Consider the following 16,321-nt stretch of genomic DNA (forward strand, 5'->3'; position numbering starts at 1 on the left):
ACTATACCACATATTAAAGAGGGAGCAACCTATGCCTATTACAGATGCAAAATTTATACAAGATTTTATCCGCCTGACAGATGACGCTTTCAAAAAAGGCTGGCACGAAAGGAATGGCGGTAATCTCAGTTATCGAATAAAAAATGATGAAATAAATAAAATATTGCCTGAATTAAAATCAGCAACCAATTGGCAGCCTATTGGCACCGAAGTTCCTAATATAGCAGGAGAATACTTTCTCGTTACCGGCAGTGGAAAATACATGAGAAATGTGATTTTATGCCCGGCTGATAATATAGCAATCATAAAAATAGATGATAAAGGAAAAAATTACAGTATTATTTGGGGATTGGAACATGGCGGCGTACCTACCAGTGAATTACCTACACACCTTATGAACCATGGAATAAAAAAAACTGTAACTAATGATAAAAACAGAGTTATTTATCATGCACATCCGGTAAATGCCATCGCTTTGACTTTTATTTTACCTTTGGATAGTAAAACATTTACCCATGAATTATGGGAAATGATGACAGAAGTACCTGTTATATTTCCCGAAGGTATAGGCGTGATTCCCTGGATGGTTCCCGGTGGAAAAGCCATAGCCGATATTACAGGCAAATTAATGAAAAAATATAATGCCGTAATTTGGGCACATCATGGTACATTTTGCGCCGGTAATAATTTTGATGAAGCTTTCGGCTTTATGGATACAATAGAAAAAGCTTCTGAAATATCAGTTAAAGTACACTCTATGGGTGGAAAAAAACAAACTATCAGCAACCAAAATTTTTGCGATTTAGCTGAAGCCTTTAAGATTCATCTCAATGAAAATTTTTTAAGTTAAACATTTAATAATATTTATATGACTGTATCAAATAATTTTTGCATACAGCCATATAAATAAATACAGCATTTATTAACTATTCTATTTTCATAATTTTAGTAAATATTAATAATTTCATAAAAGAAATGGGGATTAATAATGGACAATAAAGAACCCTCTGCCTGGAAAAAAACAATATTAGCTGCCATGACCAGCTATATTGATGCCGGTTCCATTGTTGCCGGAGCTGCCGGGTTAAGCTTATGGCAGGCCTATCTTGGTATGGATGGCTACCAGATGGGGCTTTTAGCAGCACTTTCTTCAAACGCTGGTTCTGCAGCAGTCGGTGCCTTAATCGGCGGAAGAATTTGTGATAAATACGGCAGAAAATTCGTCTATACCTACGATTTATTAATTTATATCATTGGTATGCTTCTCATAGTTTTCGGTATTAATTATCCTATGTTGCTAATCGGATATGTTATCGTAGGACTTGGTGTAGGTGCCGATATAGTCGCTTCCTGGACCTTAATTGCGGAAGAAGCCCCAGCCAAAAATCGGGCTAAGCACTGCGGTTCCGCTCAATTTGCCTGGGCCCTCGGTCCGGCAGTAGTCTTACTTATTTCAGCCTGGATAAATCAATATGGCATGATAGGCAGCCGAATCGTATTTGGTCATTTGATTATTGTCGCAGCCTGGGTATGGTATCAACGTCTAAAAATGCCGGAATCAAAAGACTGGCGTGCTGCCAAATTAGCCGAAGAAAAACTTCTTGCCGAAGGTAAAGTAGAAAAAATATCTTACTCCACGCTATTATCCGGTATAAATTTAAAAACTGTTTTATTTCTGTGCGGAGTGTATTCAGTATGGAATCTATGTGCCAGTACCTGGGGATTTTTCATGCCCTATATATATGAACATGTAGGTAATTTATCTAACAGTATGTCCCAACTAATGTCAGTCGGATCGTTTGTAATTTCATTTGTAGGTACTTATTTCATTTTTATGCAGTTAGGTGATAAAGTAAGCCGCCGTCTTTTATACACAATAATCGGCGGTATCTATGTCATTGGCTGGGGAGTATGGGTATTACCGCCAGATATGCTCAGCATGTGGATGCTCATTATGTTTACAATATTTGCCGGTATAAACAACGGTTCAGGACAGCAGGCTTTTTATCAATTGTGGTGTTCCGAACTTTTTCCTACCAAATATCGTGCCACAGCCCAGGGTTTAACTTTCTTCATCACCCGTATTGCAGCTGCCGTCTGGGGTTTTTGTGTACCTGTAATAATGAATTCTCTCGGCTTTAGATATGCAGCTATGCTTATGGTCGCTTTTGCTTTTATCAGCTGGCTGGTAGGTACTATATGGGCACCTGATACAAATGGTAAAACACTTAAACAGATTGAAATTGAACGCTATGGACATGAAGTACAATAACCTGTCATTAAAAAGGAAGTATATAAAAATGGAACGATTTGCTTGGAAAGCCACAATAAAAAACGGTAAACTGGCAGAATACAAAAAACGCCACGCCAATATCTGGCCAGAAATGAAACAAGTTTTAAAAGACGCAGGAATAAATAATTATACCATCTGGAATACCGGTAATGAAGTCTTTGGTTATTTTGAATGCGAAAAAGGTATCGCTTATGCTGAAAAATATCAAGCTGACAGTCCAATTGTAGATAAATGGAATGAATATATGAAAGATGTAATGCTTATGGAAATGGACCCACAAACTGGAGCCCAGCCTAAGATGCAGCAAATATTTTTCCTTGCCTGAAATCTAACTAAACACATATTTGTCAATTTTAAATACCTACAAAAACAACCTATCATTGCATCACCTTGATAGGCTGTTTTTTATTTCATGCGATTTTCCCCTTATAATATAAAAGTCTGCCCAAATAACAGCTTTTATATTAAGTAAACCAGTTAATGTAAAACGGTTGACTATAATGTTTTTCACTCGTATAATAAATTTTTAAGGGAGGAATACGTATGTTAATGGACTTAGCCAAACAACTTACTATATTGCAAGGAGAACAATATAGTAATTCTTCTATAGCAAAACTGCATTGGCAATATGGAAAAAATAAATATAATGAAACTGGTCTTTCAATACTAAAAAAAAGACATCATTTCATAAAAACCGCATGTACCATAACAAAAGAAAACATGCAGGCACGTTTAGAAACATCACTTATTTTACATCACATACCTCGAACAACTATATCGGATAATACTGACATTCCTGTTACGGCTATATTCTGGCGAATTTTTTCACTAACAGATATAGCTGATTTTATCCAAAATGTCGGCGACAAAAATCCTATACATAAAGGATCCAATGCTATTATCCCTGGTATATTATTATTATCAGAAGTATTAAATACAGTAATGGATTCTAAAGAAATTATCATGCGGTTTAATAATGCAGCTTTAGCCGGTCAGCCGCTTTATTGGAACCAATTAAATAAAAATCAGGCGGAAGTATACTCAAAAAAAGGGAAAGTTTTTAATTTAATAATAGGTAAACCAGTAAAAAACAGGAGAGACATTAATGGATAAAATGACATTATTTTCTATAAGAAACTTAACAAAAATGGCAGTATGTATTGCACTATGCTGTGTATCAGCATATATCTCTTTTCCATTGCCTTTTACACCTGGTATGGTTACGGCACTTACATTGGTCATGAATTTAACGGCTTTCCTGTTGTCGCCAAAACAAACATTTATTGTCATTTTAGGATATATTTTACTTGGAATTGTAGGACTGCCCGTCTTCGTTGGTGGTACGGCTGGTCTAGGAAAAATTTTAGGACCAACAGGCGGTTTTATTATAGCATTTGCTGTTGCATATCCAATAGTCAGTTTATTAAAAGGCAATCTAATTTCATTGCGGCGTTATTTTTTTATTGCGGTATGTGTTGGAATTCCTATCACTTATATCGGTGGAGTTGTAGGGATGATTCTTTCTTTGCATATCAATATCTGGCAGGCACTTATCATGGCGGTATTTCCATTTATTCCTGGTGATATCATAAAATCTTTTGCTGCTGCATGGATTGGTGTAAAACTCAACAGAATATTCAATCAGGACCGTTAAAATGGAACCTGTATACATATTAGGCGGCCTTCGTACCCCTATAGTAGTTAAAAATGGAAAATTCCGCAATATACGACCGGAATATTTTGGTGCAAAAGTATTGCAAAAATTAATTGAAAAATATCGACTTAAAAATATTGATGGTATATTTGCTGGTAATGCAGTAGGTACTGGCGGCAATATAGCACGTCTCATGTCTTTGGAAGCTGGAATTTCTGATACTGTGCCGGCCTGTACAATTGATATGCAATGTGCTTCTGCTGCTGCTGCAATAGATATAGCCCGAACAAAAATTGCCTGTAAGAGCGGAGACTTATTTTTAGCCGGTGGCATGGAAAGTTCATCATTACAGCCATTGCGAATTTATGATACAAAAGATGACCGTTATATGCAAATACCAGGCGGTTGTTATAAAACTGCCCAATTTTCACCAGACGAACTTTCGCCCACAGCCATGCTGCAAGGAGCAGAAAGAATAATAAAAGTTGAACAAATAAAAAAAACTGAGCTTGACTATTGGGTGCTTAAAAGCCATCAACGTGCCTGTCTGGCACGCGACAAAAAATTACTGGAATCCTATATCGTGCCCATTAATGGTTGGTCAATAGACAATGGTCTGCATGACAAAATGGATCAGCGGTTACTAAATCGACTGCCGCCTGTTTTAGGACCTGGTACATCAATAACAGCGGCAAATACCTGTCGCACTAATGATGGAGCGGCTTTTATCGTTCTATGTTCTGAAAATTATTGTAAAAAAAATAATATCAAACCAAAATTTCGTCTTTTAGATGCTCTGGAGAAAGCCGGACCTCCAAAAGAAAGCCCTCGTGGAGCTATGCGGGCTGCTGACGCACTCTTAGACTGTAACAATTTATCTTACTATGACATGGATTCCATCGAATTCAATGAAGCCTTTGCCGTCATTGACGTATTATTTGCCCGACGTTTTCCAAAACTTACCGAACACTATAATCAATTAGGCGGGGCTTTAGCTTATGGACATCCCTATGGGGCATCAGGTGCAATACTGGCATTACACTTAATGCGCAGCCTGTGTATATCACAAGGAAAATATGGACTTGCCGCTATAGCGGGTGCAGGCGGTATGGGGGCAGCTTTTTTAATAGAACAATGCAGGAGATAAGAATGGATTATTACCAACTTCTAGTACAAAAAAACATAAATCATCCAACGGATATTTTTATCCAGATCGACAACAAAAGTTACACTTATGGACAAATAAAACAACAATCAGATACTTTATTTCAACAAATAAAATCCACAGGACTAAAATCTGGCAGCCGTCTGCTCATTTCTTCGCAAAATTTCTATCAGCAGGTAATTTCTTTCTTTGCAGTGCAGGCAGCAGGATATATACCTATATTACTGCACAAAGGCTTATCATCATCAGAAATACAAGGAATTATAAATAAAAATCATCTACAGGGGATTTTACAATTTGGCTCAAAAGGATTAGAAAAAAATTTCCAAATATTTGATAATATCATTCCAAAAATTGATTGTTGCCTCGGTGTATTAAGCTCTGGTTCTAGCGGATTACCTAAGGTAATGTATAGGACATATGCAAGCTGGGCTGATTTTTTCCCAATTCAAAATATCATTTTTAAAGTAAAAAAAAACAGCCGTGTTTTTCTGCAAGGCAGCCTTAGTTTTACAGGAAACCTGAATACTTTCTTATCAGTTTTATATGAAGGCGGGCAAATAATTACCAGCAATTTTATTCATTGTCGCAGTTGGCTTCAACTTATTTCAGACAGTAAAGTGAGTATATTATACCTTGTTCCCAGCAAATTACGCTTATTGTTACAGGTTTGTAAAAAGGAAATTGTAACCGTAAATTTAATATTTACCGGTTCTCAATTATTAGATAAAAAAGATTTATACAATTTACATCAGTATTTTACTAATGCCCAAATTATTCTTTATTATGGAGCAAGTGAGCTCAATTATATCACCTATACAGAATGCCGCAGTTTAGATAGAGATTCCCGCAATCTTGGCCGACCATTTCCAGGTGTGGAAATTTACACTAAAAACAATATTATCTATGTCAATACGAAATATCACGTAACTGGTTTAAAAATGCCATATACTGTAAATGATCTTGGTTATCTTAATAAAAACGGAGAACTGATATTTCAAGGACGCCGACAAAATTGGATTAATAAGGGTGGTTTCAAAATCAGCTGTATCAAGATTCAGTTGAATCTGCGCAAAATCTCCGGAATAAAAGACGCAGTTGTCCTGCCATATAAAGACTCATTACGTGGTGCCGAACTGGCGGCATTCATTATCCCCCGGAAAAACATAAATAAAAATCACATACGCCAATATATACAGAAAAATTTTAATCCTGTAGAGGTTCCGGGAAAAATATATTTTTTAGAAAAAATTCCTCTAAATGATCGCGGAAAGCTTGATAAATCAGCTTTACAATCGATGCTTTCATGAAAATTCAAGAAAGAAAAAAACTGTCACCTAAACAGCGTTAGCCTCATAAAGCTGTAATCCGCCACTGTCGCATGATTTTCTGCCATCCCAAGGCTGGACAAAGAAAATAGCATATTATACAGCCTCTTTTTTTTATTCTAACTACTATTATGCTATAATTATAATAAATTTATATTATAATTATATTTTTCATGATAGGAGGCCATTTATTAATGCTATATGAATTACAAAATAAATATATAAAAATTAAAGTAAATACTTTAGGTGCTGAACTAAAATCTCTTTATTCACTGCACAACAACAAAGAATATTTATGGTCTGGTAATCCTGATTACTGGAAAAGAAGCGCTCCCATACTCTTCCCTTTTGTTGGCCGTTTAAATAAACAGCAATATCGTTATAATGGTAAAACTTATAAAATGGGCCAACACGGTTTTGCTAGGGACAAAGAATTTCAGTTAATCGAAAAAAAGGACAATAAACTTTCTTTTTTGCTTACCGAAGACAAACAATCTTATGCAATATATCCATTTAAATTTAATTTAACCCAGGAATATGAACTACAAGAAAATAAATTAATTGTTTCCTGGAAAGTTACCAATACTGATAAAAAATTATTATATTTTTCAATTGGCGCCCATCCTGCATTTATCTGTCCTTTTTCAGATAATGAAAAAACTTGCCGTTTAAAATTCAATACTGACAAATCTTTATCATATCGTTTAGTCAATAAGGATTCTTTATTAGCTGATGAATTTCATCCATTAATTTTACAAGACAGTATCTGGCAATTTACTAAAGATGTATTTAATAAAGATGCTTACATTTTAGAAAATTATCAAATAAATTCCATAGCACTTCTCAATAAAGATAATGATCCATATTTGACAATTCATTTTCAATCTCCTGTAGTAGGTATATGGTCACCTGCCCATAAAAATGCCCCATTTATTTGTCTGGAACCGTGGTATGGACGCTGTGATGCGGAAAATTTTGCCGGGAAACTAAAAGATCGTGATTTTAGTAATGCTTTACCCGGTGGCAGTACTTTTTCGACACAATATGAAATAGAAATAAATCTTTAAAAATAAAGAACAAAGCTGCAGAAAAACTCTTCACAGCTTTGTTCTTTATTTTTCAAATACCATTATTATACAAAAACTATACCTCTTGTTTATCCGGTGGAACATTATGCAGCAGCAAATCCGGATTATTATCAATAATCCAGCCCAATGCCCATTCATTACTGACCAATAAAACCGGCTGTTTCTTCATATCATAAACAAACATGCCCCTATCGGCCCCACGCAGCGACTCTGGAGTAACTTCCATACCATTTTTTAATTCTAACCATCTGGCAACTTCAAACGGCTGCATCGTAATATTTATATCAACATTATATTCATTTTTCAAACGATATTCCAAAACATCAAACTGCAACTGACCGACAGTTCCAACTATATAACTTTCCATACCAGCACCAGGCTGCTCAAATAATTGTACAGCCCCTTCTTGCGTAAGCTGCGCAATTCCTTTGATAAACTGTTTTCTTTTCATCGTATCTTTAGCTTCGACGCGGGCAAATCTTTCTGGCGGAAATACCGGAAAATCAGCAAACCTAAACTTCTTTTTTACATCACAAATAGTATCACCTATTCTAAAAATTCCAGGATCAAATAGTCCGACTATATCCCCAGGATAAGCGTTATCAATTATTTGCCTGTCTTGAGCCAAAAACTGCTGTGGCTGAGAAAGTTTAATAACCTTATCATTTCTTACCTGCAAAACTTGCATATTGCGTTCAAATTTTCCTGAACAAATACGAATAAAGGCTAATCTGTCATGATGTGCCGGATTCATATTAGCCTGAATTTTAAATACAAATGCTGAAAATTTATCATCATCAGGCATTATAAGGCCATCAGTTGATTCATGAGGCTGAGGTGACGGTGCTAACCGCAAATATTCTTCCAAAAAATTTTTTACCCCAAAATTAGTCATGGCACTGCCAAAAAACATTGGTGTGAGTTCACCCTTAGCCACCTTTTCGTCATTCCATTTCTCACCGGCAGCATTTAACAAATCTATATCATCAATAAGTGATTCATATATATCTGTATCAATATTTTCGATTAATTTTTCATCATCAAGCGAATATACAACCGAATCACGTTCTTTTTGTCCATGACTATCATCTGATGCAAATAATTCCACATTATTTTTTATACGATTATATACACCACAATACCTGCCGTCAATCCCAATTGGCCAATTCATAGGGTAAGCTCTTATCCCCAGTACATTTTCGATCTCATCCATCAAATCAAGCGGTGCCTTACCAAATCTATCCAACTTATTAACAAAAGTAAATATTGGTATATTGCGCTGCTTACATACTTTAAATAATTTCTTAGTTTGAGTTTCAATCCCTTTAGCTGCATCCATCACCATTACAGCACTATCTACCGCCATCAAAGTACGATAGGTATCCTCACTGAAATCCTGATGACCAGGCGTATCTAATATATTTATGCGACATCCGCCATAATCAAACTGTAACACACTGGATGTTACTGAAATACCACGCTGCTTTTCTATTTCCATCCAGTCTGACACCGCGTGACGCTGTGCTTTCCTTGACTTTATTGAACCTGCCAGATGAATAGCACCCCCATACAGCAATAATTTTTCTGTAAGTGTTGTCTTACCAGCATCCGGATGCGATATTATTGCAAATGTACGGCGCTTCTTTATCTCATCTTGCAACTCTTCCATTACTATCTCCCTTTGTACTCATATAACATTTTTAGTTCACATTATAATAAAGAATAACATTTTTATATTCCCTATTAAAATTTTACTTTACTATTTTATCATAAATAAATAACAAAAGCACTGAATTGCACTTAATCATATAAAAAGACACAATAAAATTAAACTAAATCTATAAAGTTGGTATTAAATACAGTTTTATAGATTTATAGTAAAATTATTGTGCCTTAATTATTATCTATACTAACTTATAATAAACTGTCAGCAATTGTGACATTCATCATAAATGCCGGCTTTTTTTAAAGTCTTAACCATAGTTTCGCCCATATGAGCCACTGTATCAGCAACTTCTATACCAGCGGCATTCAGCGCTTTTATTTTATCGGCAGCAGATCCCTTGCCGCCAGAAATAATAGCACCGGCATGTCCCATGCGTTTTCCCGGAGGAGCCTGACGGCCACTGATAAAAGCAGCCACAGGTTTTTTCATATTAGCATGTATCCAGGCAGCCGCGTCTTCTTCAGCATTACCGCCAATTTCCCCGATCATTAATACAGCTTCAGTTTCATTATCTTTATTAAAAGCCTCCAATGCATCGATAAAGTCCGTTCCTTTTACCGGGTCACCGCCTATACCGATTATTGTAGTCTGTCCTATTCCAGCATTAGTCATCTGATACATTGCTTCATAAGTCAAAGTACCAGAGCGCGAAATAATTCCTACATGTCCTTTTTTATGGATAGATCCAGGTATTATGCCGATATTACATTCATCAGTGGTCATTATACCAGGACAGTTAGGTCCTATCATGCGAGTTTTCTTACCTTTTAAATAATGACGTACTTTAATCATATCCTGAACAGGAATATGTTCTGTTATACATACAACTGTATCCAATTCAGCATTTATAGCTTCAAGTATACTATCAGCCGCAAATTTAGCCGGCACAAAAATTACCGAAGCATTAGCGCCAGTTTTTTTCTTAGCTTCAGCTACCGTATTAAAAACCGGAACACCTTCTACTACCTGACCGCCTTTACCTGGTGTTACGCCAGCAACTATCTTAGTTCCATATTTAAGCATATTATCAGTATGAAATAAGGCCTGCTTACCTGTTATTCCCTGTACTATAACTTTAGTATTTTTATCAATAAAAATTCCCATTAAAAATTCCACCTCCGTCAATTATGCATCTTTTACTAATTCTACTACTTTTTTTGCGCCTTCAGTCATTGATTCTACCATTATAACATTAGGAATATTAGCTTTTCTGAGAATTTCCCGTCCTTCTTTTACATTCGTTCCATCAAGACGAACAACTATAGGAATCTTTAAATCAAGCATTTTATTTGCTTCTATTATCCCTTCAGCAATTATGTCACATTTATTAATACCACCAAATATATTAACAAAAATTCCCTTTGCCTGACCGTCTTCGGTCATTATCTTAAAAGCTTTAGCATCATCTTCAGCTGAACCCTGCCCGCCGACATCCAAAAAGTTAGCTGGTTCTCCACCATAATGTTTAATTATATCTACGGTTGCCATAGCCAATCCGGCACCGTTTACCATACAAGCCACATTGCCGCCTAAATTTACATAATTAAGGCCTAAAGCAGCAGCTTCTCTTTCTTTGGAGTCTTCTTCGCTTTCATCTCTTAATTCTGTTATATCCTTATGCCGATACAAAGCGCTATCATCAAAATTAAGCTTAATATCAAGTGCCATAACATTACCGTCCTCAGTCAAAACAAACGGATTTGTTTCTGCCAGGGAACAATCTTTATCAACGAAAACTCTATATAATCCCATCATTAAAGCAGCCGCTTTATTAACAAGAGCAGGTTCTATATTAAGTCTGAACGCCATACGGCGTGCCTGAAAAGGTGCTAAACCAATAAATGGATCAATATATTCTTTTAATATCTTTTCTGGAGTATATGAAGCTACTTCTTCTATTTCCATTCCGCCTGCTTCAGAACCTATCATAACAGTCTGAGCTGTGGTGCGATCAACTGTAAAACTCAAATATAATTCTTTTTTTATTTTACAGCCAGTTTCGACCAATAGACGATTTACTTTTTTTCCTTCAGGTCCTGTTTGCTTTGTTACAAGAACTTTTCCCAATAATTCCTTGGCATAATTTTTTACTTCATCAATTGACTTGGCAATTTTTACACCACCAGCCTTACCGCGTCCTCCAGCATGAATTTGTGCCTTAACAACAATTACCTTTGAATCAAGTTCTTTGGCTACATTTGCTGCCTCTTCAACCGAAAAAGCCGGCTTTCCTACAGGAACAGAAACATCGTAGGAGCGAAGAATTTCTTTCCCCTGATATTCATGAATATTCATTTAAACACCCCAATCTATAAAATTTAATTAATCAAATAACAAAAAAAATTATCTGACTATTATCAAAATAGTAAATACTCAAAGAGTCTATAATAAAACACTATATTTTAAAAACTTTTAATAAAAGAATCTTTCCAATTCAATTAATCGGCAGCATTCTTACCAAATATATATTGTTATAATTTATTTCTTATCATTATAACACAATTAAATAGATGTATAAAATAAATGTAACTCTATATTACTATTATTCATATTTATATTTCAAGTGCTCTATCATCAATTTTTTTGCTGTATTTCCATAATAATATGCCGCTCTTTCAAAATCTCTTTTCTCTTCATAGTTTCTTCCAGCCAAAAGCATCATTTCTAAAGTTTCCGGTTCAATAAATTTAATATCAGACCAAAGTGATTTTGCTACATAATATTTGTATAATCTTTCCATTTCAGGTGTATTTCCCTTTATCCAAGGTTTACTGTCATTTACAAAATGCAACAAAATATCACCTTTTTCCCGTAAATCCAGAGTTGGATCATTTGCTGCAATCATACGATTAAATTTATATGAAATAGTATTAATTTTATTTTGTAAAACAACATTTATAGCATCTTGGTCAGGCAAAAGAAAAAATTCATAAAACTTTTTATAACAATCACTGATTATTTCTGTTATATTATATTTTTTCCAAGCCAGTAAATTTATCATCATCATTCCAGAATTAAAATATTTATCAGTCTGCAATCCTAATCTTTTTATTTGTTTCTGTCCATTTTTTTCTTTATATGGGCATGCTGCTATTATATACTCATATGGTATATTAAGTTTCCACAAAAAATTAATATTATCAATACACAGCATATCAGCATCGAGATAAATTACTCTTTTTATAGTATCAGGTAATATTTTCGGGATGAATATCCGCAATAATATTGATTTATTAAATCTTTTATCTGTATATGCGGACAAATTTGGCAAGTCTTTTATCTGCTGTGATAAATCATATATTTTTATTTGTGCTTTTTTATAAATATTATTAAATTTATTTTTCCTGTTAATATTTTCATCAGACAGCGTACCATTGACTGCAACATGAAAAATTATTTCATTATCAAATGAATTCAATAAAATAGAAGTCATTAAAATACCAGCATAAGCAAAATATTTATCATCGACCCCCAGTGCTATATGTATTATTTCATTATTAACCATCTAAGAAAAATCTCCGTTTTCCTTTGAAAATTCATTAATAAAAGAACGATTATAAAGCGTTATTGAAGAAATTGATGACAAATATATATTTTTTTCTGTCACAATACATGATTTAGGAGAACTTTGTGATACGTCCACCACTTTATGTTTATCTCTCATCGCAGCGATGAATTCATTGTTTTCATTATTCTTTATATCATATATGACAATTATATTTTTTAAAGGTATGGATATATTACAACCAATATGCAAAAACATCACCTAATTCTCCTCTTTTTTGTTATTTTTCTCATTTCATCATATTTTAAATCATATTTCAATTTATTTATATTTTCCTTCACCAATTTATTATTAATTTGTTCCGGTGGTAAAGCCCGATAAAGCATTACCAAAGTTTTTACCTGTATATCATCATATGATGATATATTTAAATCCGCTGCCAATTTTTGTACTAAGCTCGTTCTGGCATCATTTACCATTTCTCTGGAGCAATTTACATACCTATTTATTTCCGCATATCGGGCCCACGGTTTTGTCATCAATATTTTACGTATCTGCACAGCCTCTTGCGATTTTCTTATTCTCTTACAGTTATCACAATATTCTTCCTGTGCAGGACATAAAGACCGGCATTTCTTGCATTCATGCCAGTCATGCATAAGTTTTATTTTATCAATTTTTTTATGAGTAGACATAATTTTTTTTATTCTTTTTGCCAGCTCTTCGTCCCTGATATTTCGACAACATTTATCTATACTATCTTGTTCGGCTAGTGTTAAATTAATTTCCGAAAGCAATTTTTTCATATCATTTTTTTGCAGTATTTTAACTGGTATCTCTTTATTACTTCCTGCTTTACCATAAGTAAATTTTATATCTTTTATTATTTTATATTTTAATATAGTATTTATTTTATTTAAAATATCATATTTCATATATAAAAGATTATTAGCCCATACACTGCTGGATGTCCCAATATACAATACACCAAAAGCAAAATTTTTTGGTATTGCATGTGCTGCTATTTCTTTGCCAACAATATTTTCCCAATAAAATTTAATAAGATAAAATTTATACTCCGGTGCTTTGGAAAGATGTTTTATAGCCCTGGGAATTATTTGACCTACGGATTTAAAATCAAATGATTTACTATTTCTTCTTATCATTTATGACACCTCTACTTGTCCCGCCGATACATTATAAAATTTTACAGCCGCTGTTTTATTAAACATCACTGCATCAGTGGCTGTAATAAATGTCTGAATATTTTTATTTTGGAAAAATTTGATCATTTTTTCACGACGTTTTTCATCAAGTTCACTCATTACATCATCTAACAGTAATATAGGATACTGCCCTGATATATTTTTCATATATTCTAATTCAGCTAACTTTAATGCAAGAACAGCTGTCCTTTGCTGACCTTGCGAACCGAAATTTTTTAAATCGATGCTGTTTATTTCTAATTCTAAATCATCATGATGTGGTCCAATACTTGTGGTTCCTCTTTTTATATCAATACCTCTATTTTTTATTAAATTATTTTTAAAAATAGTTTTTAAATCGTCTGATACATTATATTTATTTATATTATAATTAATCTTAAGTTCCTCTTTATTATCAGATATAACCTGCTGCATTTCAGCAGCATATACAGCTATTTTTTTTATGGCAGTAAATCGACTTTTCCATATAAAAACGGCGCTGTCTATTAACTGATTGTCCCACATATCGAGCTGGTTCAACAGCCGTCGATCTTCCCTTATCTTTTTTAATAAATTATTTCGTTGGGTGACTATTCTATTATATTTTACTAAGTTAGTATAATAAAATATATTTGTCTGTGATAATTCTATATCCAAAAATCTACGGCGTAAAGCTGGTGATCCTTTTATTAACATCAAATCTTCCGGTGAAAATAAAACTATCATTATCGTCCCAGGTAAATCTTTTTGACGAATAACTCCGCCATTTAATATGATTTGTTTCCTTTTTCCCCTTGTCAATAAAAATTTTATATTGTTCTTTATGTCTATCCTGGAAAAACATATATTTATTGCGGCTTTTTCTTCCTGCCAATGTATTAAATCGTTATCATTTTTTAATCTATACGATGTTCCCAGGGCAGCATAATAAATTGATTCGATTATGTTTGTCTTTCCCTGAGCATTATCACCAGTAAATATATTTAATGATGGTGATAAATCTAATTTAAGATCTTTATAATTACGAAAATTTTTCAATAATAAAGTATTTATAAGCATTGTTATTTCCTAATAAAATTATAAAAAATTGCTTTTTGTGTAAAGATGTTTAATAACAAAGATTACACAAAAAGCAATTTTTTTATTTATTCTGTCGTACAGGTGTAACTACATAAATGAACATATCATCATTTATTGATTTTATTGATGCCGGAGTAGTTGGTTGATTAAAAGAAAAATTCAATTCATCTGTATCTATATATTTTAACACATCAAGTATATATTTAGCATTAAAAGATATATTTATTGGCTGTCCATTTAATTTGATTGATATATTTTCTTCAGCTTTGCCGATTTCTGGGTTATTTGATGATAATAGAAGATTTTCTGCTGTAAAATCAAGGTTTATTATATTATATTGATTGGATCGGGATATTAATGATACTCGATCAATAGCTTCTTGCAAATCATGTGTTCGAATTGTAGCTACAGTATCAAAATTTGGAGGGATTACATTGGTATAATCAGGAAATTGTCCTTCTATTAAGCGGGAGACAATATAAATATTTTCGTAAGTAAAACTGATTTGATTATGTGAATAAGTAATATCAATATTTATTGGAATGTCAGCATTTAATAATGATGATAAATCATTTAATATTTTTGCTGGAATGATTAATTTTGAAGAAACTGTAATATCATTATTGTCCATTATTTCTTTTTTGACCGCTAAACGATGGGTATTAGTTGCTGCCATTGTTAATTCAATATTGTTTAATTCCAATAGACAACCGGTAAATATTGGGCGTACCATTTCTGAAGAACAGGCAAAAGATGTTTTTCTTATCAAATCTGTAAGAATATTACTTCTGATGGTTATATTGTTGTCACTTTCAAGTTTTTGTATCTTGGGAAAATCAGTGGCAGACATACTTAATAAGTTAAATTTAGCAGTGTTAGACTTTATTGTTATAGTATTTTGTTCATTGTTTGATGATAATTCAATTGTATCACCTGGAAGTGTTTTTATTACATCAGAAAAGTATCGGCCAGGAACGACAATGGCTCCTTCTTCTTGTACATTTGCTGTTATTTTACAAATGATGCCTATATCATAATCAGTTGTTTCTATGCTTAGGATATTGTTTTCTGCGTGAATATATATGCCTGATAATATTGGCATTTGTGGTTTGTTTGATATGGCTTTTGTGTTGATTTGTATAGCTTTGGTGATTTCATTTTTAGGGCAGGTAAATTTCATTTTGTTCTCCTTATTTATTATTATTATATACATATATAAGGTTAGTAGTAATAGTCATAGGGGCTGTGATAATGTTGATAAGTATAGTTTGTTGTTG

General features: G+C 33.5%; 16 protein-coding genes. 8 read left to right on the forward strand and 8 right to left on the reverse strand.

Features of this window, described 5'->3' with window-relative positions:
- Positions 1-31: 31 nt before the first annotated feature.
- From rhaD to I6751_RS12145, 8 genes are all read left to right on the forward strand, one after another.
- Positions 32-850 carry a rhamnulose-1-phosphate aldolase gene (rhaD, locus tag I6751_RS12110; protein WP_182187415.1) on the forward strand — a complete coding sequence of 273 codons (819 nt, stop codon included), beginning with the start codon at positions 32-34 and terminating at the stop codon, positions 848-850.
- 138 nt (positions 851-988) lie between these two features.
- On the forward strand, positions 989-2,272 hold the full coding sequence (locus I6751_RS12115; protein WP_182187414.1) for an MFS transporter: 1,284 nt from the start codon (positions 989-991) through the stop codon (positions 2,270-2,272).
- A 28-nt stretch (positions 2,273-2,300) separates the two neighbouring features.
- On the forward strand, positions 2,301-2,618 hold the full coding sequence (locus tag I6751_RS12120; protein ID WP_182187413.1) for an L-rhamnose mutarotase: 318 nt from the start codon (positions 2,301-2,303) through the stop codon (positions 2,616-2,618).
- Positions 2,619-2,836: 218 nt separating this feature from the next.
- Complete coding sequence (locus I6751_RS12125) at positions 2,837-3,406, forward strand: hypothetical protein (protein WP_196590912.1); 570 nt, start codon at positions 2,837-2,839, stop codon at positions 3,404-3,406.
- A complete protein-coding gene (locus I6751_RS12130; RefSeq protein WP_196590911.1) occupies positions 3,399-3,947 on the forward strand; it encodes a biotin transporter BioY in 549 nt (182 codons plus the stop codon). Before I6751_RS12125 ends, I6751_RS12130 begins: the two co-directional genes overlap by 8 nt.
- A gap of 1 nt (position 3,948) precedes the next feature.
- On the forward strand, positions 3,949-5,094 hold the full coding sequence (locus tag I6751_RS12135) for a thiolase family protein (protein ID WP_196590910.1): 1,146 nt from the start codon (positions 3,949-3,951) through the stop codon (positions 5,092-5,094).
- Between the two features lie 2 nt (positions 5,095-5,096).
- A complete protein-coding gene (locus I6751_RS12140; protein WP_196599106.1) occupies positions 5,097-6,422 on the forward strand; it encodes an AMP-binding protein in 1,326 nt (441 codons plus the stop codon).
- A 212-nt stretch (positions 6,423-6,634) separates the two neighbouring features.
- Positions 6,635-7,507: an aldose 1-epimerase family protein gene (locus I6751_RS12145; RefSeq protein WP_196590908.1), complete on the forward strand. Its 873-nt coding sequence runs from the start codon at positions 6,635-6,637 to the stop codon at positions 7,505-7,507.
- A 76-nt stretch (positions 7,508-7,583) separates the two neighbouring features.
- Here the strand turns inward: I6751_RS12145 and I6751_RS12150 are convergent, their stop codons facing one another.
- From I6751_RS12150 to dnaN, 8 genes are all read right to left on the reverse strand, one after another.
- Entirely contained in the window at positions 7,584-9,197 is a 1,614-nt protein-coding gene (locus I6751_RS12150; RefSeq protein WP_196590907.1) for a peptide chain release factor 3, read from the reverse strand.
- A 258-nt stretch (positions 9,198-9,455) separates the two neighbouring features.
- Complete coding sequence (gene sucD / locus I6751_RS12155) at positions 9,456-10,358, reverse strand: succinate--CoA ligase subunit alpha (RefSeq protein WP_182187407.1); 903 nt, start codon at positions 10,356-10,358, stop codon at positions 9,456-9,458.
- Between the two features lie 21 nt (positions 10,359-10,379).
- A complete protein-coding gene (sucC, locus tag I6751_RS12160; protein WP_196590906.1) occupies positions 10,380-11,549 on the reverse strand; it encodes an ADP-forming succinate--CoA ligase subunit beta in 1,170 nt (389 codons plus the stop codon).
- A 247-nt stretch (positions 11,550-11,796) separates the two neighbouring features.
- Positions 11,797-12,759 carry a glycosyltransferase family 8 protein gene (locus I6751_RS12165; RefSeq protein WP_196590905.1) on the reverse strand — a complete coding sequence of 321 codons (963 nt, stop codon included), beginning with the start codon at positions 12,757-12,759 and terminating at the stop codon, positions 11,797-11,799.
- Entirely contained in the window at positions 12,760-13,017 is a 258-nt protein-coding gene (gene remB / locus I6751_RS12170; RefSeq protein WP_182188555.1) for an extracellular matrix regulator RemB, read from the reverse strand. It abuts the gene before it with no gap.
- The gene (locus tag I6751_RS12175; protein WP_196590904.1) at positions 13,017-13,925 is read right to left on the reverse strand and encodes a DciA family protein; all 909 of its coding nucleotides are present in this window, start codon (positions 13,923-13,925) and stop codon (positions 13,017-13,019) included. Before I6751_RS12175 ends, remB begins: the two co-directional genes overlap by 1 nt.
- A complete protein-coding gene (gene recF, locus I6751_RS12180; RefSeq protein WP_196590903.1) occupies positions 13,926-15,023 on the reverse strand; it encodes a DNA replication/repair protein RecF in 1,098 nt (365 codons plus the stop codon).
- Between the two features lie 82 nt (positions 15,024-15,105).
- Complete coding sequence (gene dnaN / locus I6751_RS12185) at positions 15,106-16,224, reverse strand: DNA polymerase III subunit beta (protein ID WP_196590902.1); 1,119 nt, start codon at positions 16,222-16,224, stop codon at positions 15,106-15,108.
- Between the last annotated feature and the right edge of the window lie 97 nt (positions 16,225-16,321).

The sequence above is a fragment of the Pectinatus frisingensis genome (assembly GCF_015732285.1).
In the GTDB taxonomy this organism is placed as follows: Bacteria; Bacillota; Negativicutes; order Selenomonadales; family Selenomonadaceae; genus Pectinatus; species Pectinatus frisingensis.